The sequence below is a fragment of the Jiella soli genome, from assembly GCF_020615385.1.
Classification (GTDB): domain Bacteria; phylum Pseudomonadota; class Alphaproteobacteria; order Rhizobiales; family Rhizobiaceae; genus VKMB-3413.
The window spans coordinates 107,988-130,019 of sequence record NZ_JAJAVB010000032.1; the positions used below are offsets into that span (position 1 = coordinate 107,988).

The 22,032-nt window shown below is 66.4% G+C and carries 19 protein-coding genes; 14 read left to right on the top strand and 5 right to left on the bottom strand.

Annotated features, from left to right (window positions below):
• Nucleotides 1-39: 39 nt before the first annotated feature.
• Together LH400_RS20700 and prfB are read left to right on the top strand one after the other, a co-directional pair.
• Nucleotides 40-2,487 carry a penicillin-binding protein 1A gene (locus LH400_RS20700; protein ID WP_229155191.1) on the top strand — a complete coding sequence of 816 codons (2,448 nt, stop codon included), beginning with the start codon at nucleotides 40-42 and terminating at the stop codon, nucleotides 2,485-2,487.
• A gap of 294 nt (nucleotides 2,488-2,781) precedes the next feature.
• Nucleotides 2,782-3,910, top strand: a protein-coding gene (prfB, locus tag LH400_RS20705) for a peptide chain release factor 2 (protein ID WP_229155192.1) whose coding sequence is annotated in 2 segments (ribosomal slippage) — nucleotides 2,782-2,850 and nucleotides 2,852-3,910 — 1,128 coding nt in all. Because the reading frame shifts where the segments join, the coding sequence is not laid out codon by codon here.
• A gap of 142 nt (nucleotides 3,911-4,052) precedes the next feature.
• Here prfB and LH400_RS20710 read toward each other — a convergent pair.
• The 3 genes from LH400_RS20710 to LH400_RS20720 form a co-directional block, all read right to left on the bottom strand.
• Nucleotides 4,053-5,387, bottom strand: coding sequence for a M23 family metallopeptidase (locus LH400_RS20710; protein ID WP_229155193.1), 1,335 nt, complete (start codon nucleotides 5,385-5,387; stop codon nucleotides 4,053-4,055).
• Between the two features lie 107 nt (nucleotides 5,388-5,494).
• Entirely contained in the window at nucleotides 5,495-6,328 is an 834-nt protein-coding gene (locus tag LH400_RS20715) for a ferritin-like domain-containing protein (protein WP_229155194.1), read from the bottom strand.
• Complete coding sequence (locus LH400_RS20720; RefSeq protein WP_229155195.1) at nucleotides 6,325-6,801, bottom strand: peroxiredoxin; 477 nt, start codon at nucleotides 6,799-6,801, stop codon at nucleotides 6,325-6,327. The genes LH400_RS20715 and LH400_RS20720 overlap by 4 nt, the downstream gene beginning before the upstream one ends.
• A gap of 241 nt (nucleotides 6,802-7,042) precedes the next feature.
• Between LH400_RS20720 and LH400_RS20725 the strand changes: the two genes are divergently transcribed.
• On the top strand, nucleotides 7,043-10,297 hold the full coding sequence (locus tag LH400_RS20725; protein ID WP_229155196.1) for a hypothetical protein: 3,255 nt from the start codon (nucleotides 7,043-7,045) through the stop codon (nucleotides 10,295-10,297).
• Nucleotides 10,298-10,327: 30 nt separating this feature from the next.
• Here the strand turns inward: LH400_RS20725 and tyrS are convergent, their stop codons facing one another.
• A complete protein-coding gene (tyrS, locus tag LH400_RS20730) occupies nucleotides 10,328-11,581 on the bottom strand; it encodes a tyrosine--tRNA ligase (protein ID WP_229155197.1) in 1,254 nt (417 codons plus the stop codon).
• Nucleotides 11,582-11,673: 92 nt separating this feature from the next.
• On the opposite strand from tyrS, the gene LH400_RS20735 reads away from it, so the two are divergent.
• A complete protein-coding gene (locus LH400_RS20735; RefSeq protein WP_370638450.1) occupies nucleotides 11,674-12,822 on the top strand; it encodes an anhydro-N-acetylmuramic acid kinase in 1,149 nt (382 codons plus the stop codon).
• 103 nt (nucleotides 12,823-12,925) lie between these two features.
• On the opposite strand, the gene LH400_RS20740 is transcribed toward LH400_RS20735, so the two are convergent.
• Nucleotides 12,926-13,600: an alpha/beta hydrolase gene (locus tag LH400_RS20740; protein ID WP_229155199.1), complete on the bottom strand. Its 675-nt coding sequence runs from the start codon at nucleotides 13,598-13,600 to the stop codon at nucleotides 12,926-12,928.
• A 186-nt stretch (nucleotides 13,601-13,786) separates the two neighbouring features.
• On the opposite strand from LH400_RS20740, the gene LH400_RS20745 reads away from it, so the two are divergent.
• The 10 genes from LH400_RS20745 to LH400_RS20790 all read left to right on the top strand — a co-directional run bounded on the left by LH400_RS20745 (nucleotide 13,787) and on the right by LH400_RS20790 (nucleotide 21,986).
• Nucleotides 13,787-14,977 (top strand): cysteine desulfurase family protein, encoded by a 1,191-nt coding sequence (locus tag LH400_RS20745; RefSeq protein WP_229155201.1) that lies wholly within the window; start codon nucleotides 13,787-13,789, stop codon nucleotides 14,975-14,977.
• A 134-nt stretch (nucleotides 14,978-15,111) separates the two neighbouring features.
• On the top strand, nucleotides 15,112-16,632 hold the full coding sequence (sufB, locus tag LH400_RS20750; RefSeq protein ID WP_229155203.1) for a Fe-S cluster assembly protein SufB: 1,521 nt from the start codon (nucleotides 15,112-15,114) through the stop codon (nucleotides 16,630-16,632).
• Nucleotides 16,629-16,838 carry a hypothetical protein gene (locus tag LH400_RS20755; protein ID WP_229155205.1) on the top strand — a complete coding sequence of 70 codons (210 nt, stop codon included), beginning with the start codon at nucleotides 16,629-16,631 and terminating at the stop codon, nucleotides 16,836-16,838. Before sufB ends, LH400_RS20755 begins: the two co-directional genes overlap by 4 nt.
• Before the next feature lie 12 nt (nucleotides 16,839-16,850).
• Nucleotides 16,851-17,606, top strand: coding sequence for a Fe-S cluster assembly ATPase SufC (sufC, locus tag LH400_RS20760; protein ID WP_229155206.1), 756 nt, complete (start codon nucleotides 16,851-16,853; stop codon nucleotides 17,604-17,606).
• Between the two features lie 2 nt (nucleotides 17,607-17,608).
• Complete coding sequence (sufD, locus tag LH400_RS20765; protein WP_229155208.1) at nucleotides 17,609-18,874, top strand: Fe-S cluster assembly protein SufD; 1,266 nt, start codon at nucleotides 17,609-17,611, stop codon at nucleotides 18,872-18,874.
• A gap of 88 nt (nucleotides 18,875-18,962) precedes the next feature.
• Entirely contained in the window at nucleotides 18,963-20,213 is a 1,251-nt protein-coding gene (locus LH400_RS20770; protein WP_229155210.1) for a cysteine desulfurase, read from the top strand.
• Between the two features lie 10 nt (nucleotides 20,214-20,223).
• The gene (locus tag LH400_RS20775; RefSeq protein ID WP_370638446.1) at nucleotides 20,224-20,643 is read left to right on the top strand and encodes an SUF system Fe-S cluster assembly protein; all 420 of its coding nucleotides are present in this window, start codon (nucleotides 20,224-20,226) and stop codon (nucleotides 20,641-20,643) included.
• 8 nt (nucleotides 20,644-20,651) lie between these two features.
• A complete protein-coding gene (locus LH400_RS20780; protein WP_229155211.1) occupies nucleotides 20,652-21,071 on the top strand; it encodes a VOC family protein in 420 nt (139 codons plus the stop codon).
• A 101-nt stretch (nucleotides 21,072-21,172) separates the two neighbouring features.
• Complete coding sequence (gene sufA / locus LH400_RS20785) at nucleotides 21,173-21,574, top strand: Fe-S cluster assembly scaffold SufA (protein WP_229155212.1); 402 nt, start codon at nucleotides 21,173-21,175, stop codon at nucleotides 21,572-21,574.
• Nucleotides 21,575-21,608: 34 nt separating this feature from the next.
• Nucleotides 21,609-21,986 (top strand): TfoX/Sxy family protein, encoded by a 378-nt coding sequence (locus LH400_RS20790; RefSeq protein WP_229155213.1) that lies wholly within the window; start codon nucleotides 21,609-21,611, stop codon nucleotides 21,984-21,986.
• Nucleotides 21,987-22,032 lie beyond the last annotated feature (46 nt).

A 22,032-nucleotide genomic window follows, 5' to 3' on the forward strand; every position in this document is an offset into this window, starting at 1 on the left:
CCGGACAGGCGCGTGGAGCGCCTTCCGGACGGAGTTTCGATGATCAGATTGCTCGGCTACTTCTTCGGAATCGGCGCCGTCTTCTTCGTTATCGTGGCGGGCGGCGTCGCCTGGTACGTCGAGAAGACCGCCGCGGGCCTGCCGGACTATCAGGTGCTGGCCAACTATGAGCCACCGGTGACGACCAGGTTCTACGCCTCGGACGGCCAGCTGATGGCCGAATATGCGCGTCAGCGCCGGCTCTTCCTGCCGATCCAGGCGATCCCGAACCTCGTCAAGAATGCCTTCCTGTCGGCCGAGGACAAGAACTTCTATACGCACCCCGGCATCGATATCGAGGGTATCGGCCGCGCGCTTCTCGTGCTGGCCAAGGGCGGCCACATGCAGGGTGCGTCGACGATCACCCAGCAGGTGGCGAAGAACTTCCTTCTGACCAACGAGCGGACGCTCGACCGAAAGATCAAGGAAGCGATCCTGTCGCTGAGGATCGAGCAGGCCTATTCGAAGGACAAGATCCTCGAACTCTATCTCAACGAAATCTATCTCGGCATGGGCTCCTACGGTCTCGCCGCCGCCTCGCTCGCCTATTTCGACAAGTCCGTGAACGAGTTGACGATCGCGGAGGCCGCGTATCTGGCCGCGCTGCCCAAGGCGCCGGAGAACTACAACCCGTTCCGCGACGCCGACAAGGCGATCCAGCGCCGCAACTGGGTGATCGACCAGATGGCCCAGAACGGCTTCATCACCCGGGAAGAGGCGCAGGACGCCGAGCAGAAGCCGCTCGACGTCAATCCGCGCCCGTCCGGCACCTATCTCGCCTCCTCGGAATATTTCACCGAGGACGTGCGTCGCGAGATCATCCAGCGTTCCGGCGTGGACGGGCTCTACGAGGCCGGCCTTACCGTGCGCACGACGCTCGACCCGGCCATGCAGAAGGAAGCCCGCCGGGCGCTGCAGCACGGGCTGATCAAATATGACGAGGCGCGCGGCTTCCGCGGGCCGGTCGACCACATCGACATCGGCAGCGACTGGGGCACGGCGCTCGGCAAGATCGAAGCCCTTTCCGACGTGCCGGAATGGCGGCTCGCGGTGGTCCTGTCGGCGGAATCCGACCAGCTCCGGATCGGCCTTCAGCCCAAACTCGAGGTTTCCGGCGCGCGGAGCGCCGAGCGGGAGATCGGGACGATCTCCCGCGATGACATGAAGTGGGCGTTCCGCCTGAACACCAAGGAGCGCTCGGGCACCGTGCGCTCGGCCGCCGACGTCGTTTCGCGCGGCGACGTCGTCTATGTCGAGGCGAAGGAGGAGGGCGAGGGCTACCGGCTGCGCCAGCCGCCGAAGGTGCAGGGCGCGCTCGTGGCGATGGAGCCGGAGACGGGCCGCGTACGCGCCATGGTCGGCGGCTTTTCCTATGGCCAGTCGGAGTTCAACCGGGCGACCCAGGCCTATCGGCAGCCGGGCTCCTCGTTCAAGCCGTTCGTCTACGCCACCGCGCTCGACAACGGCTACACGCCGGCCTCGGTGATCATGGACGCGCCCATCTCGTTCCCCGACGGCAATGGCGGCACCTGGTCCCCGTCCAACTACGGCAATGAGGGAAGCGCGGGCGCGTCGACGCTGCGGCGCGGCATCGAGCAGAGCCGCAACCAGATGACCGTCCGCCTCGCCCACGACATGGGCATGGATCTCATCGCGCAATATGCGGAGCGCTTCGGCATCTACGACCACCTGAAGCCCTACCTGCCGATGGCGCTCGGCGCGGGCGAGACCACCGTGCTGCGGCTGGTCTCGGCCTATGCGATCATAGCCAATCATGGACAGTCGCTCGAGCCGACACTGATCGACCGCATCCAGGACCGCTACGGCCGGACGATCTACAAGCACGACCAGCGGACCTGCTCGGATTGCAACGCATCGGACTATAACGGTCAGGGCGAGCCGACGCTCGTCGACGAGCGCGACCAGGTGCTCGATCCGATGACCGCCTATCAGATCACCTCGATGATGGAGGGCGTAGTCCAGCGCGGCACCGCGACCGCCGTCAAGCAGCTCGGCGTGCCGATCGCCGGCAAGACCGGTACGACGAACGACGAGAAGGACGTCTGGTTCGTCGGCTTCACGCCCAACCTCGTCTGCGGCGTCTTCATCGGTTACGACAATCCCAAGCCTCTCGGCCGCGGCGTCGTCGGCGGCAACACCTCGGCGCCGGTCTTCGTCGACTTCATGAAGGACGCGCTGAAGGGCAAGCCGGCCGTCGACTTCAAGGTCCCGGAGGGCATGGAGCTCATCGCCGTGAACCGCAAGACCGGCATGAGCGCGAACGGCTCCGGCCCGGACATCATCACCGAGGCCTTCAAGCCCGGCACCGGCCCGGCGGATACCTATTCGGTGATCGGTGCCGACGACATCGCCCAGGCGCCGGGCTCGGGCACGGTGTCGCAGCAGGCCGAGCAGGCAATCACGCAAGGGGCGGGCGGCCTGTTCTAGAGCCTGATCCGGAAAAGTGGGAACCGATTTTCCGACGAGATCATGCGAAAAGGGAGAGATAGAGCGGGATCGCAATCGGGTCGGATCCCATCCCGCTCTTGGCTCTCCGGCGTTCCATCCTTGACGGGGTCGGCGGGGCGGGGCTAGACCCGCCCCTCGCTTTTTGATGCGTCGGCGGACAAGGCCGTCCATCGATCACGATCCGGAACCGGCGCTCCGCCGGACCGTCGTGACACCGAAAACCCGGCGACATCGGCCATTCGCCGGACGCTGGACCACATGGGAGATTGCGGCATGCGTGCCGAGATCGAGACGATCGTCGACGAATCCAAGCAGGCCATAAGCCTGCTGAGGAGGCATCTTTGACTGGGATCGCGCCCTCAAACGCCTCGACCAGCTGAACCAGAAGGCGGAGGATCCGTCGATCTGGAACGACCCGATGGAAGGCCAGAAGCTGATGCGTGAGCGCCAGCAGCTGGAAGAATCCATCGGTGCTATCAAGGGTCTTGAGCAGACGCTCGCCGATTCCGTCGACCTCATCGCCATGGGCGAGGAGGAGGGCGACACGGAGATCGTTGCGGAAGCCGAGAAGGCGATCCGCGCGGTCCGCTCTGACGCGCAGAAGCGGCAGATCGAGACGCTGCTGTCCGGCGAGGCCGATTCCAACGACACCTATCTCGAAGTCCATTCGGGAGCTGGCGGCACAGAGAGCCAGGACTGGGCTGCGATGCTGGAGCGGATGTACATGCGCTGGGCCGAGCGTGCGAGCTTCAAGGTCGAGGTGCTGGAGGAGCATTCAGGCGAAGAGGCGGGCATCAAGTCGGCGACGCTCTTGATCAAGGGCCACAATGCCTATGGCTGGGCGAAGACCGAATCCGGCGTGCACCGGCTGGTGCGGATTTCGCCCTATGACAGTCAGGCGCGGCGGCATACGTCCTTCGCGTCGGTCTGGGTCTATCCGGTGGTCGACGATACGATCGACATCCAGGTGAACGAGTCCGACTGCCGGATCGACACCTACCGGTCCTCCGGCGCCGGCGGGCAGCACGTCAATACGACCGATTCGGCGGTGCGGATCACGCACATGCCGACCGGCATCGTGGTCGCCTGCCAGCAGGAGCGCTCCCAGCACAAGAACCGGGCGACCGCCTGGAACATGCTGAAGGCGCGGCTCTACGAAGCCGAGCTCGAAAAGCGGGAGGAGGCGGCGAGCGCTGAAGCCGCGTCGAAGAGCGACATCGGCTGGGGACACCAGATCCGTTCCTACGTTCTCCAGCCCTATCAGCTGGTGAAGGATCTGCGGACCGGGATCGAGAGCACCAGCCCGCAGGAGGTGCTCGACGGCAGTCTCGACGAGTTCATGGAAGCGGCGCTGGCGCATCGGGTCCATGGCGGCGAGACAAGCGTCGAGGATATCGACTGATCGAGACCGCCGGGCGCGACGCATCCCGTCGCGCCCGGCGGCTTTGCGATGGTGACGCGGATCTTTCTGAGCCAAGGGCTCCAGGGCCGGGCGCGGCGCCTTCGGTCGGAGGTAGCGTCTCAGGCAGCGCCGCGCCTCTCGCTCAGTCGATCGCGGCGATCCGCCGGCCGATGCGATAGAAGCTCTCGGGGTCGACCGGCTCTTCGTTACGGCGCACCTCGTAGTGGAGATGCGGCCCGGTGCTGCGCCCGGTACTGCCGACGGCGCCGATCGTCTGGTTCCGGACGAGCTTTTCGCCGACGGACACATCGATCCGAGACATATGACCGTAGCGCGACGAGACGCCGTCGCCATGATCGATCTCGACCATATTGCCGTAGCCGCCGGCCGGTCCGGCGCGCGTCACGATCCCCGGAGCGGTCGCGCGGACCATGGTTCCTTCCGGCTCAGCATAGTCGATGCCGGTGTGCATGGCCGGACGGCCGAGAAAAGGGTCCGGGCGGACGCCGAAGGTGCTTGAGATAACTCCCCCGGCCATCGGTTCTGCCAGCGGCAGCGTCGCTGCGACGGAGCGCACCTTCTGCAACTGCGTGAGAGCCTCGTCGACCTCCGCATAGGACTGCTCGAAGGCGGACCTGTGGGTGGCCGGCTCGAACGGGCCGCCGGCGGCGGAGGCCTGCGAACCCTCGGGAACCGCGATCCCCGCAGCCTTCAGGGCAGACGCGATCTTCACGGTTCGGGTGCGGGCGCTCGCGGCAAGGGACTGCAGATTTCGAACCTGCCGAAGTTCGGCGCGATCGATGGCGCGGCCGATGCGGTGCAGGGCCTCGTCGGAGACCCCGTGGTCATCCGCCCGAAGCTCCGCATGGTTTTCCACAGCGGGGCCCGCGGGGGTATCGGCGCCGCGAAGGCGCGCGCGCGCGAGGTCCGGCGGCATCGGCGCAGGCGGGGGGGCCGGCGCGGCGCCCCTGTCCTCGGCGAGGAGCGAATCGGAGGCGGCGCCGGCCTCGGCGGCCATCTCGGTCGAAAAGTCGGGCTTCGGCGTCGGGATCGGGACCGCCTCCGCGACGAGGCCGCCCGCCTTCGCCCGCTCGAGCAAAGGCGCGAGCTTGTCGTAACGCGCGGCGAGTTCTTCCTGCTGGCCGAGCAGGACATCCACCTTGGTCTCGACCATCTTCTGCGCAAGGAACTGGCGGCTCGTCGCCGTGTCGAGCTGGGCCCGCAGCATGGCGATCCGGGTCTCGTAGTCGCGCTCGCGGCGGGAGGTGCTCTCCGAGGCGGCGCCGGTGCTTCCGTCAAGCCAGTACCAGCCGGGACCGGCGATCAAGGAGAGGGTGAGGGTGGCGGCGAGGACCCCGGCCGCGACAAGGCGGCTAGGGGCGATGGTGAAATGGCGGACGTGGTCGCCGCGGGCGATGATGATCGTGTGCGGCGGCCTGCGCTCGCCAAAGGTGCGGGAATGCTTGATCGCCGGCATCAACCAGATCGCTTTCGGAGGTCCTTCCTCGGGCCGGATTAGAGAGCGTTAGGGTTAACGTTTCCTTTCCTGCCCGCCGAAAGGACGGCCTCCGAGCGCCGGTGGCCTCAGCTCGAACGGGGCGAGAGGGCGCGATAGAAGGTGGGCGTCAGTCCGGCTTCGGCGCGCGCCCGATCGTTGAACGGCGCCTTGATCTCGCCGCGGAAGCTCGCCCGCACCAGTTCCCGGAAACGTTCCGCGGGATTTCGGCGCTCGCGGGCGCACAGGAAGCGGAACCATTTCGCGCCGATGGCGACGTGCTTCTTCTCGTCACGATAGATGATTCGCAGGATGTCGGCGGTTTCCTCGTCGCCGACCGCTTCGAGCTTTTCGACCAGCGACGGCGTCACGTCGAGACCGCGCGCCTCGAGAATGAGCGGCACGACGGCGAGGCGGGCGCCGAGATCGTGGGCCGTTTCCTCGACCGCCTGCCACAGCCCGTCATGGGCGGGCAGGGCGCCGTAATGCGAGCCGAGCGACTCGAGACGCCGCGACAGGAGCCGGAAATGCTTGGCCTCTTCGAGCGCCACCGTCATCCAGCCGTCGAAGAAGGAACGCGGGACGCGCTCCGGCGCAAAGCGCGCGACGATGTCGAGCGCCAGATCGATCGCGTTGAGCTCGATATGGGCGAGGGCGTGGATGAGCGCGATGCGCCCCTCCAGCGTATGCACCGATCGCCGCTTCACCGTCCGCGGCGAGACGAGGACGGGTTCGGAGGGTCTTCCCGGCCGCCCGGGATGGGCCGGGTCGGCGGCACCGTAGAGGCCGAGCCGCCGGCCGAACCACATTCGGCAGGCAAGGTTCGTGCGGTCGACCTTCATGTCGAGATCGCTGGCGGCAAGAGCAGCAAGCGCGGCCTCGCGAAGCGTCGACGGCACCCGCTGTCCGTCAGTCTCGATCATTGCGACCCGGCGAGCGCCCGGGCGGCCGAAAGCACCTCTTCGGCATGGCCGGGAACCTTCACCTTCTCCCAGATCCTGGCGACGACCCCGTCGCCGCCGATGAGGGCCGTGGTTCGATCTACGCCCATGTATTTCCTGCCGTACATGGACTTTTCGACCCAGACACCGAAGGCTCCGATCAGACTCTTGTCCTCGTCCGACAGCAGGCGGACGGTCAGGTCGTGCTTGTCACGGAACTTGCCGTGCTTTGCCACCGGATCGGGAGAAACCCCCAGGACCGGCACGCCGATCGCGTCGAATTCCGCCTTCAGGCCGCTGAATTCGACAGCTTCGCGCGTGCAACCGGACGTATCGTCCTTGGGGTAGAAATAGAGGATGAAAGGCTTGCCCTTCAGGTCCGCCGACGTGACCATGTCGCCATGATCGTCCGGCAGATTGAAGTCCGGGCAGGTTTGTCCCGAGGAAATCGCCATGGTGTCATCCTTTCGGCAAAAACAATCGGAAGGAGGAGGATGTCGCAAAGCCGGCCGGAATGGACCTGCGCGAACGCTGGCAGGAACCATTGCTGACGGCCGAGCCCGATCGGAGCAGAGATAGAAAAGCGATGCCTGCCCCGACCGAGCCGCCCCCTCATAGCCGACGATCCCGGCGCGCGATAGCGCTGCCCGTGTCGCCGTGGCAAAGGGCGGTCTGGTCGGAATGGATGGCTGCGACATGAGGCGGTCCGTCCGGTTCGTCACCGGCGCGATTGCTCTCGTCTTTTCGATCCTCGTCCTTCTGTTCGGCGTCGCCGCGGCGATCGTCTCGACGACGGCGGGGCAGGATCTCCTGCGCGAGCAGACCGAATCGGTCCTCGCCGCCATGCTCGGCGGCCGCTACGACGTGGAGCTTGGATCCCAGCGCTTCGTCATCGATTCGAGCGGCGATCCCGGCGTCGCGTTCTCGGAGGTCACGATCGCCGAATCCGGGGCGCAACGACCGATCATCCGCGCCGGCCTCGTGGAGGCGGGTGTCAGTCTGGTGGACCTCGCCACCGGCAGCCTGCGGCTTCAGAGACTGGGAATCACCGATGTGACGGTCGATCCGGCGCTCCTGGCGGCGCTGCCTGCCGCAAGTGAAGACCTGTCACCGAAAGCGATCTTCGCCGCGCTCGATACCGGCTTTTCCGAATTGTCCGGCCTGCAGCTGCGAAGCGTTCAGGTCGATAACGTTCGCTCATCGGGAGACGGATCCGCGATCGTGCTCGAGAGAGCCGAGATGACGCAGAAGATCGGCGGCGGATTCGCCTTCTCCGCCCAGGCCGTCGCCCAAGGTCGTGCGATCGTGCTGGACGGCTCGGCACGGCTGGATGCGTCCGGCGCGCGCCTTTCGACATTCCAGGCTTCGGCGGTGGTGGACCGAGCCGAGACGACAAATTTTCCGACGGAAAGCGGATATGACGGTCCGCTTACGGTCGATGTCGCTCTTCAAGCGCAGGCACCGCAACGCCGGCTGGGTGCGACGATCACCGCGGGCGCGGCGACGGTGGACGGGGTGGGCGAGATCCCCCTTCGCGCCGCCTCGGTTCGTGTCGGTCTCGCCGAGACGGGCCGCGATCTTCTCATCGACGCCGGGGAGGTCGACTTCGGGAAGGCGCGGGCGACGTTCACGGGTCAGCTCGCGCTTCTGCCCGACCCGGGCGGCCGCCACCCCTTCATCTTCAAAACCGTCTCGGTGACGTCGGCCGTCGGCCTGCCCGCCGAAACACCGGCGCGCGACGGTTCCGTCACCATTTCCGGCTCGGCCGATTTCGCAGCGGGTGAAATCGCCATTCCCGATATCCGCGCGAGCGTGGGTGGCGGGGCAATCACCGGATGGGCCAGCGCGAGCGGTCTTGGATCCGAGGATCGCGTCCGGCTGCATCTGAAGGGGAGCGACCTCGACGGGGCGGATGTGATCGCCTTCTGGCCCTTCTTCGTCGCCGAGGATGCGCGTGCCTGGATGTTGGAGCATGCGGCGCCGGTGGGTGCGGTCCGGCAGGCCAGCCTCGACATGGACATCACCCGCAGCCGGCTCGAAGCGATCTGCCTGCCGGACGCCCAACCGACGGACGACGAAGTGCGTTTCACGGCCGAGGTCCAGGATCTCGACTTTGCAACGCTGGACGGGATGCCGGACGTCGAGAGCGCCGATGGCCGGATCGAGGCACTCGGCAGCCACGTCGCCATATCGTTCGACGCGGCCGCACTCGCCGGCCTGCCGACGCTGACGGTCCTGCCTTCCACCATCGACTTCAAGCACGGCGAGCGTCCGGGCGTCGACGTCTCCATGAACCTCAACCTGTCCGGAGACGCCGGCGACATTGCCGAGCTAGCCCAGCGCGCGCCGGTCGGTGGGTTCGGCGGGGAGCGATGGAGCAAGGCGGATGTCGCGGGCACGGCGAAGATCGGTCTCGGTCTCGCCGTCCATCTTCCTTCGTCCAGCCCCGATCCAATCGGCGGTGAGCCGACCTCCGTCGACACCGATCTGCAAGGAGATCTCGAGAATTGGTCGGTCGTCGCCGACTTCCGCAATGTCGACCTCGGCAAGCCTGTCTCCGGCCGCCGGCTGAGCGATCTGACCGGCATGGTCATGGCGGCGCCGGGCAACGCCATGGGCGAACTCGACGGCAAGATCGAAGGCATCGACGCGCGGATCTCCTTCTCGCAGCCGATCTTGCCGAAAGGCGGGGATCCCGGGGCGCTGACGGTCGAGGCGACCTTGCACGACCGCGATCTCGCGGCGCTGTCGCCGGAGCTCGCGCATTTCGTGGTCGGGCCGGCCAAGGTCACCGCAACCCGCATCGACGACGGTTTCCACATCGTCGGCGATCTGACCGCATCGCAACTCCGCCTGCCCGCCATCGGCTGGAAGAAAGGGCCCGGCGTCGCCGCAACGCTGGCGCTGGACGTCGTCGGAGACGGCTCCGTCCGCTCGATCCGCAACGCGTCCTTGTCCGGCGAGGGATTCTCCGCGAGCGGCCGGGGCGAGATCGATGCCTCCGGTCTGAAAAGCCTCGTCCTCGACAAGCTCGCCTTCAATCGCGGCGACCGCCTCGCGGCGCGGATCGAGCGCGGTGCCGATGGAACCGCAATTGCCGTGTCCGGCGGCAGCGTCGATGTCCGCCCGCTCCTCGCCAAGCTGCGCTCGGGCGCCGGAGATCTCGGATCCGGTGGCGACAGGTCGAATGACCGGATTACCGTGTCGGTGGAGGCAGACCGACTGGTCGGTTTCAACGACGAGGTGCTGACGGACGCCGAGATCGCCTTCAGCGGCGGCGGCGGCGCACCCTCCGCTTCGATCACGGCGAAAACCGGCGACGGACGGCGGATCAGAGCCTCGTTGGGTGCTCCGGGGGAGGCGGGTGGGATCAACGTCTCGACGGAAGATGCGGGCCGCTTGTTGCGCTTCGCCGGCCTTTACGACCGCATGTCCGGCGGGCAGCTGCGGGTCGCCCTCCAGGGATCGGCCAGGCGCGGCTATCGCGGGCCGGTGGTCCTCAGCCGTTTCAGCCTCAATGACGAGCCGCGGCTTGCCAGCCTCGTCGGGACCACGCGCTCCGACCGCAATACCCTCGCAGCCGCGATCGGCGACGACGTCAAGGTGAGGAACGCCTATTTCGACACGGCGCATGCCTCGCTCGCCTGGAAGGACGGGCGGCTCTCGGTCGACGACGGCATCCTGCGGGGCCCCGTCTTCGGCTCCTCCTTCGAGGGGCTGCTCTACAGTCCCGCCGGGCAGATCGACGTCTCCGGCTCGTTCATGCCGGCCTACCGGATCAACCGGCTGTTCGGCGCGCTGCCCTTCGTCGGCGGCATCCTCGGCAATGGTGGCGAGGGCGGCCTGATCGGTATCACCTACCGTCTGCGCGGCGCGTTCACCGACCCGACGCTGACCGTCAACCCTGTGTCGCTGATCGCGCCGGGAATCTTCCGGCGGATCTTCGAATAAGGCCCCGCCGGAAGATGCCGGATGCGGGGCTCAGCCCGCCGGGCGCACGAGAACGTGCTTCTTGCGTCCGACCGACAGTTTGACGACGCCGTCCTTCAGCTTCTCGCGGTCGATCGACATGCGCTCGTCGGCGACCGGTTCGTCGTTGACGCGCACGGCGCCGCCCTTCACATGCCGGCGCGCCTCGCCATTCGAGCCGGCAAGGCCGGCCGACACGAGGAGCGCGAGCAGCCCGATGCCCGGTTCCAGATCCGCCGCCGGAACCTCGACCGTCGGCAGCGTCTCGGCCAGCGCTCCTTCCTCGAAGGTCTTGCGGGCGGTCTCGGCCGCTTCCTCGGCGGCCGCTCGGCCGTGGAGCAACGCCGTCGCCTCGCTTGCCAGAACCTTCTTCGCCTCGTTGATCTCGGCTCCGCCGAGCGCTTCGAGCCGCGCGATCTCATCCATCGGCAAGATCGTGTAGAGCTTCAGGAAGCGCCCGACATCGGCGTCCTCGGTGTTGCGCCAATACTGCCAGAAATCGTACGGGCTCAGCATCTCGGAGTTCAGCCAGATCGCGCCGGAGGCGGTCTTGCCCATCTTGGCGCCCGACGAGGTTGTCAGGAGCGGCGAGGTCAGCGCGAAGAGTTCGACGCCCTCCATGCGCCGGCCGAGATCGATGCCGTTGACGATGTTGCCCCACTGGTCCGAGCCGCCCATCTGCAGCCGGCAGCCGGTCCGCTTGTAGAGTTCGACGAAGTCGTAGGCCTGCAGGATCATGTAGTTGAATTCGAGGAAGGACAGCGACTGCTCCCGGTCGAGCCTGAGCTTCACCGAATCGAAGGAGAGCATGCGGTTGACCGAAAAGTGCCGTCCGACGTCGCGCAGGAACGGCACATATTCCAGTCCGAGCAGCCAGTCGGCATTGTTGACCATCATCGCGTCCTGCGGCCCGTCGCCGAAGGTGAGGTAGTTCTCAAAGGCCTGCCGGATTCCCGCAAGGTTCTCCGCGATCGTCTCCTCGGTCTGCAGCTTGCGCGCCTCGTCCTTGAAGGACGGGTCGCCGATCATGCCGGTGCCGCCGCCCATCAGCGCGATCGGCTGGTGGCCGGTCTGCTGCATCCAGTGCAGCATCATGATCTGCATCAGCGAGCCGACATGCAGGCTCCTGGCCGTCGGATCGAAGCCAATATAGCCGGTCACGGTCTGCGTCCGGAAGAGATCGTCCAGACCAGCGTCGTCCGACGTCTGGTGGATGAAGCCGCGTTGACTGAGAACGGCGAGGAAATCGGACTTGAAGCCGGCCATGATTCTTGATCCTCATGCGCGAGAGAGAGACGTGCTGCGCACGGTCGCCGGGGTTTAGCAGCATTGATCCATTTTTCCAGCCGGGAGCCGGTATTTTGAGCCAGAGCCAAATCAAGCGCGCGATCGGGCTGATGAGCGGCACCTCCCTCGACGGCATCGACGTCGCTCTTCTCGACACGGATGGCGAAACGATCGTCCGGCGCGGCCCGGCCAGGGTCTATGCCTATGACGCGGCCTTTCGCGATCGTCTGGCGAATGCGCTGGTGGCCGCCAAGGCAATCTCCGCCCGCGACGAGCGGCCGGGCGACCTTGCCGCCCTGGAGGTGGCGCTCACGGAACGCCATGCGGAGGCGGTACGGCGCTTTGGGTCCGACTACGGCATCGATCTTTCCAGCGTCGATGTCGTCGGCTTCCACGGCCAGACGATCCTCCACCGGCCGGAACGGGCGCTGACCGTCCAGATCGGCGACGGTGGGCTCCTGGCCGACAGGCTCGGCCGTCCGGTGGTGTCCGACATGCGGGCGGCTGACATGGTGGAAGGCGGACAGGGCGCGCCGCTCGTGCCGGCCTACCACATGGCGCTTGCGGCCAACCGCCCGCCGACGCTCTCTGCCTTGCCGGTCGTCTTCGTCAATATCGGCGGTATTTCGAACGTCACCTATGTCGACGGCAGGCATGATCCGGTGGCGTTCGATTCCGGGCCCGGCAATGCCCTGCTCGACCAATGGTTGCAGCGCGAGGCGGGCATTCCTTTCGATCAGAACGGCGCCGTCGCCAGCGAGGGCGGCATCATCGAGGACCTGGCGGCCCACTATCTGGGCTCGCCCTTTTTCTCAAGACCGCTGCCGAAGTCCCTCGATAAATTCGACTTTTCGGTTCCAGAGAGCGCAGCAGGAAGCCTTGAGGACGTCGCCCGCACCCTCTGCCGCGTCAGCGCTCGGGCGATCCTGAAGGCAGCGGAGCATTTCCCCGAGCGGCCGAAGCTGTGGATCATTTGCGGCGGCGGCCGGCGCCATCCAGCCATCATGGCGGATCTTCGCGCCGAGGCGCCGGGCGGAGCCGCCGTGGTCGCCGCCGAGGAAGCAGGTTTCGACGGCGACGCGATGGAGGCCGAGGCCTGGGCCTATCTCGCCGTCCGCTCGCTCGCCGGCCTGCCGCTGACCTATCCGACGACCACCGGCTGCCGAAAGCCGGTCACAGGCGGCCTCATATCCCTGCCGGCCGCGCAAAGCGCTGCATGAGACCTCTGTCCGCTCGCGGCACCGCGTCTTGCCGGTTCGCCCCGGAAGAGGATCATACAGGCGATCGCGCGCAGAATCCGGAGGGAGGCCGAACGGCAGCCGCTCAGCGCAGCCGCTTCGGCCTTGGATCGGAGAGTTCGCCAGCCAGGCGCCGGTCGAGATAGTCGGCGCACTCGCCGATCAGCACGTCGGTCTGGTCGGTGAAGAAGTGGTTGGCCTCTTCCATCGTCTTCTGGGTGATGACGATGCCCTTCTGGGTCTTCAGCTTGTCGACCAGGGTCTGGACGTCCTTCGGCGGCGCGACCCGGTCCTTCGCGCCATGGATGATCAGGCCCGAGGACGGGCAAGGGGCGAGGAAGGAGAAGTCGTAGGAGTTCGGCTGCGGCGCGATCGAGAAGAAGCCTTCGATCTCCGGGCGGCGCATCAGGAGCTGCATGCCGATCCACGCGCCGAAGGAGTAGCCGGCGACCCAGCACTGCTTGGAATCGGGATGGAGGCTCTGCACCCAGTCGAGCGCCGAGGCGGCGTCGGAGAGTTCCCCCGCACCGTGATCGAACTCGCCCTGGCTGCGGCCGATACCGCGAAAATTGAAGCGCAGCGTGGTGAAGCCCCGCTCCACGAACATGTAGAAGAGCTGGTAGACGATCTGATTGTTCATCGTGCCGCCGAAACGCGGATGCGGGTGGAGGACGATGGCGATGGGTGCGTTCTTCTCCTTGGCCGCCTGATATCGGCCTTCCAGGCGGCCCGCGGGGCCATTGAAGATCACTTCGGGCATTATACTCTATCCTGTGCGGCTGGGATCGCGCGTGGGGCGCCGCTTGACGAAGCGAAACTTGCCCCGTAAGTTCCAGTTTAGAACGATTCAAAACTGAGGACGCCGACTGAGGGCGTCTTTTATTCCCTTGGATGGCGAAAATTCAAGAAATTTGCGCCATCCGGCCAGGATAATGCCAAAAGTCCGATGCGAGACGACACGGCCCGCCTCTATCTCGACCACAATGCGAGCGCTCCGATGCTGCCGCAGGCGCGCACGGCATTGGCCGCAGCCCTCGATGCCGCGAACCCGTCCTCGGTCCATCGCGAAGGCCGGGCGGCTCGGGCCTTGGTCGAGTCCGCTCGCCGGTCCGTCGCGGGCCTGGTCGGCGCTGCGGCGGAGAACGTCCTCTTCACGAGCGGCGCCACCGAGGCGGCCGCGACATCGCTCAGCCCCTCATGGCTGATCGACGGGCAGCCGATCGCCCTGACGCGGCTCGCCGTACTCGATACCGATCATGCCTCGATCCGCGAGGGCGGGGCGTTCGCGCCGGATTCTGTCACGCGGCTGCCGGTCGATGCGCATGGAGCGGTCGTGCTGGACGCGCTCTCCGATTGGGCTTCGACCATTTCGTCGGGCGAGACCGGCTTGCTGGCGCTCTGCCTTGCCAATTCCGAGACCGGGGTGGTCCAGGATCTGGAGACGATCCGGGCGATCCTCGCCGGGGCATCGGTGCGGCTCGTGCTCGATGTCGTCCAGGCGGTGGGCCGCCTTCCTGTGAATGTCGCCGATATGGGAGCCGACGCTCTGATCCTGTCCGGGCACAAGCTCGGCGCAGCCAAGGGGATCGGCGCGCTGGTGCTCGCCGATCCACGGACGCGACCCTTCGCGATGATCCGTGGCGGCGGCCAGGAGAAGGGGCGCCGGGGCGGCACGGAAGCCGTGCCGGCGATTGCGAGCCTGGGTGCTGCGGCGGATGTCTTGCGCACCAGCGGTCCGGATGCAGCCGCCTTCATGAAAGCGAGGCGTGCCGGGCTCGAACGCATGCTGGGCGAGGCGGTGCCGGGCGCTGTCGTCCTCGGCAGCGGAACCGAGCGCCTCGCGAACACGGTGGCGATCGCCCTGCCGGGCCTGAAGGCGGAGACGGCGCAGATCGGGCTCGACCTTGCAGGGATCGCCGTCTCTGCCGGCTCGGCCTGCTCGTCCGGCAAGGTGGGGCGCAGCCATGTCGTCGAGGCGATGGCGCGGGGCGGTCTTGCCGTCTCGCCCGATGACGGCGCGATTCGCGTCAGCTTCGGGCCTGAGACCACCGAGGCCGAGCTTGAGCGCTTGGTCTCGGCCTATGCGCGCCTTGCAGAACGGGCGCTCCGTGCTGCGGCGCAAGAGCGGGCGGCATGAGCGCTTGCGTATCGGTGTCGCGGCACTAAAAAGCCGGACACCCCGACACTATGTTTGCGGCACGGGGCAAGGCGCCTTGTGCCGGCCTTCCCCCGTCCACCGGACCTTGAATCCGGCGAGTATGGAGAGTTCTGATGCCTGCAGTGCAAGAGACCATCGATCAGGTCCGCAAGATCGACGTCGACCAGTACAAATATGGTTTCGAGACGCTGATCGAGATGGACGTCGCCCCGAAGGGGCTGAACGAGGACATCATCCGGCTGATCTCGGCCAAGAAGGGCGAGCCGCAGTGGATGCTGGACTGGCGCTTGGAGGCCTTCGCTCGCTGGAAGACGATGGAAGAGCCGGACTGGGCGCGCGTCGACTATCCCAAGATCGACTTCCAGGACATCCACTACTATGCGGCACCGAAGTCGATGTCCGGGCCGAAGTCGCTCGATGAGGTCGATCCGGAGATTCTCAGGACCTACGAGAAGCTCGGCATCCCGCTGCGCGAGCAGGAGATCCTCGCCGGCGTGGTGAAGCCGCAGGTCGAGGACGGCGAGGACGACGAGGGTCGTCTCTCCCAGCCGAGCGGCCGCGTGGCGGTCGACGCCGTGTTCGATTCGGTCTCCGTCGCCACGACCTTCAAGAAGGAGCTGCAGAAGGCCGGCGTGATCTTCATGCCGATCTCCGAGGCGATCCGCGAGCATCCGGATCTCGTGCGGAAGTATCTCGGCTCCGTGGTCCCGACCTCCGACAACTACTACGCGACGCTGAACTCGGCGGTCTTCACCGACGGCTCCTTCGTCTATGTGCCGAAGGGCGTTAGATGCCCGATGGAGCTGTCGACCTATTTCCGCATCAACGAGAAGAACACCGGCCAGTTCGAGCGCACGCTGATCATCGCTGACGAGGGCGCCTACGTCTCCTATCTCGAGGGCTGCACGGCGCCGCAGCGCGACGAGAACCAGCTGCATGCGGCGGTGGTCGAACTGGTCACGCTGGACGATGCCGAGATCAAGTACTCGACCGTCCAGAACTGGTTCCCGGGCGACAAGGACGGCAAGGGCGGCATCTACAACTTCGTCACCAAGCGCGGCGACTGCCGTGGCAAGAACTCTCGGATCTCCTGGACTCAGGTCGAGACCGGTTCGGCGATCACCTGGAAGTACCCGTCCTGCATCCTCCGGGGCGACAATTCGCGCGGCGAGTTCTATTCGATCGCGGTGTCGAACGGGCGCCAGCAGATCGATTCCGGCACCAAGATGATCCACCTCGGCAAGAACACGACGAGCCGGATCATTTCCAAGGGCATTTCCGCCGGCCGGTCGAACAATACCTATCGCGGCCAGGTCTCGGCCAATCGCCGGGCGACGAACGCGCGCAACTTCACCCAGTGCGACTCGCTGCTCATCGGCAACGAGTGCGGGGCGCACACCGTGCCCTATATCGAGGCGAAGAATTCCACCGCGCAGTTCGAGCACGAGGCGACGACGTCGAAGATCTCCGACGACCAGCTGTTCTACTGCATGCAGCGCGGAATTCCGGAGGAAGAGGCCGTGGCGCTGATCGTCAACGGCTTCGTCAAGGACGTCATCCAGCAGCTGCCGATGGAGTTCGCGGTCGAAGCGCAGAAGCTGATCGGGATTTCGCTGGAAGGCTCTGTGGGGTGACCACGCCGGACCCCGCCGACGGCCTCAAAGCCCGGCTCCGCCGGATCGAGGACGAGATCGAGCAGGCGCGGGAGCGGGTGACCATGGCGCAGGGAAGCGACATGGACTCGGTCATCGCCGACGAGATCGAAACCCTTCAGGCCGAGCGCGACCGGCTTCTCGCCGAACTCCGCGAAGCCGACGACACCGATATGAACACACGCTGACGAACGAGAACCATGCTCGAAATCAAGAACCTGCACGCCCGCGTCGCCGACGAAGGCACCGAGATCCTCCGCGGCGTCGACCTGACCGTCAAGGACGGCGAGGTCGCCGCGATCATGGGGCCGAACGGCTCCGGCAAGTCGACCCTCTCCTACATCCTCGCCGGCCGCGAGGACTACGAGGTGACCGAGGGCGACATCCTCTATAACGGCGAGTCGATCCTCGAACTGGACCCGGCCGAACGTGCCGCGATGGGCGTGTTCCTGGCCTTCCAGTACCCGCTGGAAATCCCCGGCGTCGCCACGATGACCTTTCTGAAGACGGCGCTCAACGCCCAGCGCAAGGCGCGCGGCGAGGGCGAGCTGACGACGCCGGACTTCATCCGGCGGGTGAAGGCTTCCGCGGCCGAGCTGAAGATCGACATGGCGATGCTCAAGCGCCCCCTGAACGTCGGCTTTTCCGGCGGCGAGAAGAAGCGCGCCGAGATCCTGCAGATGGCGCTGCTCGAGCCCAAGCTCTGCGTCATGGACGAGACCGATTCAGGCCTCGACATCGATGCGCTGAAGATCGTCGCCGACGGCGTCAACGCGCTGCGTTCGCCCGAGCGGTCCTTCCTCGTCATCACCCACTACCAGCGCCTGCTCGACTACATCGTGCCGGATACGGTCCACGTCCTCTACAAGGGCCGGATCATCAAGACCGGCGACAAGGACCTTGCGCTGCAGCTGGAAAACGAGGGTTACAGCCAGATCATCGGCGAGGCGGCCTGATCATGAGCGTCACCGAACTCAGACCCCGAACGCCGGCCGAGACCGCCCTGGTCGATCTCGCTGCGTCGACCGGCACCGACGAAGACGCCCGGCGCGCGGCGATCGAAGCGCTGCGCCGCGAGGGCCTGCCGCATCGGCGGATCGAGGCCTGGCACTATACCGATCTGCGGGCCTTGATGGGCCGGCGCCTCGGCAAGGACGAGAGCCTCGTCCAAGCCATCGCGGACAAGGGAGTGCCGGGCGGCGACACGGTCCTTTCGCCCTTTATCTCCGGCTCGACGATCGTCGATCTCGGCCAGCCGCTTGCAGCCACGCTTCCCACCGGCGTTAAGATCGCCGAGACCGAGGATCTCGCCGACTGGCGAAGCGCGCCGAACCATCTCGATCGCCCGATCGACACGATACGGGTCGTCAATGCCGCCTTCGGTGCTCGGGCCTCGGACATCTCTATCGCCGATGGCGCGGAACTCGCCGCGCCGATCGAGTTGCGCGGCGATGTCGGCCGGCAGGCGCATAGCTATGTCCGGGTCGGTGTCGGCGCCGGCGCGAAGGCGACGGTCGTCGAGCGCGTCGAGGGCGGCGGCTCGCCGGCTCCCTCCACGGGCATTGCCGAGCTTGCGGTCGGTGACGGGGCGGAGGTCCTCTGGATCGTCGATCAGGAAAAGGATGCCGGTGCGGCTCATCTCGGCCAGCTGAACGTGTCCGTCGGTGTCGACGCCACCTTCCGCTTGTTCCTGCTGAATGCCGGCGGCGGGCTGGTGCGTTACGAGGTCCATACGGTGACGGCCGGTGAGGGCAGCGACGTCCAGATCCGTGGCGTGAACCTTCTGGAGCACGATCAGCATGTCGACGTGACGACGACGCTGAACCACACCTATGCGAACACCACGGCGACGGAGACATTCCGCAACGTGGTGACGGGCGGCCACGGCGTCTTCCAGGGCATGATCAAGGTCTCCCAGGGTGCCCAGAAGACCGACGCCAAGATGGCCTGCAATACCCTGCTTCTGTCGGACGAGGGCGATTTCTCGGCAAAGCCGGAGCTCGAGATCTTCGCGGACGACGTCCAGTGCGGCCACGGCGCGACGGCCGGCGAGATCAATGCTGACCATCTGTTCTACCTGATGTCGCGCGGGATCCCCGAGCCGCAGGCACGGGCGCTGCTGATCAAGGCCTTCGTCGCGGAAGTGGTCGAGGAGCTGGAAGACGAGGTGGCGGGCGCGGCGCTCATGGACCGGATCGACGCCTGGCTCGACCGCAGCCATTGATCGTCGCCCGCGCGCCTATGCCGCCGGGCCGGTTCGACGGGCCGGTAACGAGCCGCCCGCATGCAACGGAAGCTGGAGTTTGAGACCCATGACGGCTCACGCCACTATTACGGGTGCCGGCAGCTACGACGTCGAGACGATCCGCGCTGATTTTCCGATCCTCTCCAAGGAGGTCTACGGGAAGCCGCTGGTCTATCTGGACAACGGCGCCTCGGCCCAGAAGCCGAAAGCGGTGCTCGATACGATCATGCGGGCCTATGCGGAGGATTATGCCAACGTCCACCGCGGCCTCCACTACCTCTCGAACCGTTCCACCGAGGCCTATGAGGCGGCGCGCGGCAAGCTGGCCGCCTTCCTGAATGCGGCGAGCGCGGAAGAGATCGTCTTCACCCGCTCCGCGACGGAAGCGATCAACCTCGTCGCCTATGGCTGGGGCATGAACGAGATCGGGGAGGGGGACGAGATCGTCCTCACCCTGATGGAGCACCACTCCAACATCGTTCCCTGGCATTTCATCCGGGAGAGGAACGGCGCCAAGCTGGTCTTCGTGCCGGTAGCCGAGGACGGTTCGGTCGACGTCGAAGCCTTCGAGCGGGCGATCACGCCGCGCACCAAGCTCGTCGCCACCACGCATATGTCGAACGTCCTCGGCACCGTGGTCGACGTCAAGGCGGTGACGGCGCTCGCGCATTCGAAGGGCATCCCGGTGCTCGTGGACGGCAGCCAGGGCGCCGTCCATCTGCCGGTCGACGTCCAGGACATCGGCTGCGACTTCTACGTCTTCACCGGCCACAAGGTGTATGGGCCCACCGGCATCGGCGTTCTCTACGGCCGTCGCGACATGCTGGAGGCGACGCGGCCGTTCAATGGCGGCGGCGAGATGATCATCGAGGTCACCGAAGACACCGTCACCTACAATGCGCCGCCGCATCGCTTCGAGGCGGGCACGCCGCCGATCGTCCAGGCGATCGGGCTCGGCGCCGCGCTCGATTACATGGTGAGCGTCGGCCGCGAGGCGATCGCTGCACACGAAGCCGACCTCAGGGACTACGCGCATGAGCGGCTCACGGCGGTGAATTCGCTGAAGATCTACGGCGAGGCGCCGGGCAAGGGGGCGATCGTCTCCTTCGACCTCAAGGGCATCCATGCCCACGACGTCTCGATGGTGATCGACCGCGAAGGTGTCGCAGTGCGCGCCGGGACGCATTGCGCGCAGCCGCTCTTGCAGCGGTTCGGGACGACCTCCACATGCCGGGCGTCGTTTGCTATGTACAACACACGACATGAAGTCGATGCGCTCGCCGAGGCGCTCGAAAAGGCGAGGCGTTTCTTCGCCTGAGGATGATGCCATGACCGACGAAGCCGATACCAAGACGCTCGACCAGCCGGCGGACGATACCGCCGCGGCCAACATGGCGATGGCGTCGGGCGGACCGCAGACCTCGACGATCCCCCCCGAGGAACTGACGCGTCTGACCGACGACATCATCGGCGCCCTGAAGACCGTCTACGATCCGGAGATCCCGGCCGACATCTACGAGCTCGGTCTGATCTACAAGATCGACATCGACGACGAGCGCAATGTCGATCTCGAAATGACATTGACCGCGCCGGGCTGCCCGGTGGCAGGCGAAATGCCGATCTGGGTCGAGAACGCCGTCGGCTCCGTCGACGGCGTCGGCCAGGTCAAGGTCGAGATCGTCTTCGATCCCCCCTGGACTCCGGAGCGCATGAGCGAGGAAGCCCAGATCGCCGTCGGCTGGTTCTGAGCCGCACGATGGCACCGAAGCTGACCGGTCTCCTGGAGACCTGTCTCTATGTCGACGACATGGAACGGTCGCGCGTGTTTTACCGGCGCCTGTTGGGGATGGACCCGCTGTTTGCCGAGGATCGGATCACGGTGTTCCGCCTGCCGGACGCCAGCGCCCTGATTCTCTTTGCCCGCGGCGCGACGCTGGAGGCGGTCGAGACTCCCGGCGGCTCCATCCCACCGCATGACGGCAGCGGACCGAGCCATTTCGCGCTCGGCGTTGCGGAGGGCGATGTCGAATCCTGGCGCGTCCATCTCACCGGCTGCGGGATCGCCATCGAGAGCGAGGTCGCCTGGTCGAACGGGCGCGGCCACAGCCTCTATTTCCGCGACCCGGACGGGCATGCCGGCGAACTTGTCACGCGCAGGCTCTGGGCGAGGTCGTGACCGTCCACGCCGTGCGAACGGGGCGTCGGCTTGCGAGGCCGGTGCAAAACGCCCATCTTTGCTGTAGAATTCGCAGTGCAGACAGCTGAGAGGAAACCGCCATGAGCCGTTTCGCCGTGATGAGCATGACCGACGCCGCAGCAGACCGCGTCAAGGCGATCCTTGCCGCGAAGGGGCCGGAAGCGCTCGGTGTGCGCGTCGGCATCAAGAAGGGCGGCTGTGCCGGCATGGAATACACGATCGACCTCGCGACGGAGAAGAAGCCGAACGAGGACCTGATCGAGAAGGACGGCGCCAGGGTGCTGGTCGCCCCGGAAGCCGTGCTGTTCCTGCTCGGGACCGAGATGGACTACGAGGAGACGGTGCTGCGCTCCGGCTTCACCTTCAAGAATCCGAACCAAACCTCGGCCTGCGGCTGCGGCGAATCCGTCGAGCTGAAGCAGGCCGATCTCGCAGCGATGGCGAACGCTTCCGCCGGAGCATCGGCCAGCCAGGCACGCTGATCCGGCGTCCGAAACCGGCAGCCGGGCGGCGCGGATGGACGAGGAATTTCTCCGCGACCTCTTCGCCTCGCTCCCCGCGGTCTCGATCCGCCGGATGTTCGGCGGCCAGGGCATCTACTCCCAAGGCCGGATCGTCGCGGTCGTCATCCGCGGCACGCTCCATCTGAAGGGCGACAGCGCCGGCGAACCGGCTTACGAGGCGGCGGGTCTGGAACGCTGGACCTATCAGCGCCCGGGCCGGACGCCCGTCGCGATGCCCTATTGGCGGATGCCGGACGAAGCCTTCGACGATCCCGACGAGGCGGCACGCTGGATCGCCGTTGCGGACGAGGCGGCGCGGCGTGCGGCGCTGGACAAGCCGGCCAAGCGCCGGTCCGGGGCCAGAAGCCGGTCGCCAATCATCAAGGGGTGATCCCGCATCAAGGGGTGATCACGGGCGGATCGAGTTCCTCGGCTCC

Excerpts from the sequence above, each read along its gene's own strand:
- sufB (WP_229155203.1), top strand. The coding sequence starts at position 15,112 with ATGCCTGCAGTGCAAGAGACCATCGATCAGGTCCGCAAGATCGACGTC.
- LH400_RS20745 (WP_229155201.1), top strand. The coding sequence starts at position 13,787 with ATGCGAGACGACACGGCCCGCCTCTATCTCGACCACAATGCGAGCGCT.
- LH400_RS20740 (WP_229155199.1), bottom strand. The coding sequence starts at position 13,600 with ATGCCCGAAGTGATCTTCAATGGCCCCGCGGGCCGCCTGGAAGGCCGA.
- LH400_RS20790 (WP_229155213.1), top strand. The coding sequence starts at position 21,609 with ATGGACGAGGAATTTCTCCGCGACCTCTTCGCCTCGCTCCCCGCGGTC.
- sufD (WP_229155208.1), top strand. The coding sequence starts at position 17,609 with ATGAGCGTCACCGAACTCAGACCCCGAACGCCGGCCGAGACCGCCCTG.
- LH400_RS20775 (WP_370638446.1), top strand. The coding sequence starts at position 20,224 with ATGACCGACGAAGCCGATACCAAGACGCTCGACCAGCCGGCGGACGAT.
- sufC (WP_229155206.1), top strand. The coding sequence starts at position 16,851 with ATGCTCGAAATCAAGAACCTGCACGCCCGCGTCGCCGACGAAGGCACC.
- LH400_RS20710 (WP_229155193.1), bottom strand. The coding sequence starts at position 5,387 with ATGCCGGCGATCAAGCATTCCCGCACCTTTGGCGAGCGCAGGCCGCCG.
- sufA (WP_229155212.1), top strand. The coding sequence starts at position 21,173 with ATGAGCCGTTTCGCCGTGATGAGCATGACCGACGCCGCAGCAGACCGC.
- LH400_RS20770 (WP_229155210.1), top strand. The coding sequence starts at position 18,963 with ATGACGGCTCACGCCACTATTACGGGTGCCGGCAGCTACGACGTCGAG.
- LH400_RS20715 (WP_229155194.1), bottom strand. The coding sequence starts at position 6,328 with ATGATCGAGACTGACGGACAGCGGGTGCCGTCGACGCTTCGCGAGGCC.
- LH400_RS20725 (WP_229155196.1), top strand. The coding sequence starts at position 7,043 with ATGAGGCGGTCCGTCCGGTTCGTCACCGGCGCGATTGCTCTCGTCTTT.
- LH400_RS20700 (WP_229155191.1), top strand. The coding sequence starts at position 40 with ATGATCAGATTGCTCGGCTACTTCTTCGGAATCGGCGCCGTCTTCTTC.
- LH400_RS20720 (WP_229155195.1), bottom strand. The coding sequence starts at position 6,801 with ATGGCGATTTCCTCGGGACAAACCTGCCCGGACTTCAATCTGCCGGAC.
- LH400_RS20780 (WP_229155211.1), top strand. The coding sequence starts at position 20,652 with ATGGCACCGAAGCTGACCGGTCTCCTGGAGACCTGTCTCTATGTCGAC.
- tyrS (WP_229155197.1), bottom strand. The coding sequence starts at position 11,581 with ATGGCCGGCTTCAAGTCCGATTTCCTCGCCGTTCTCAGTCAACGCGGC.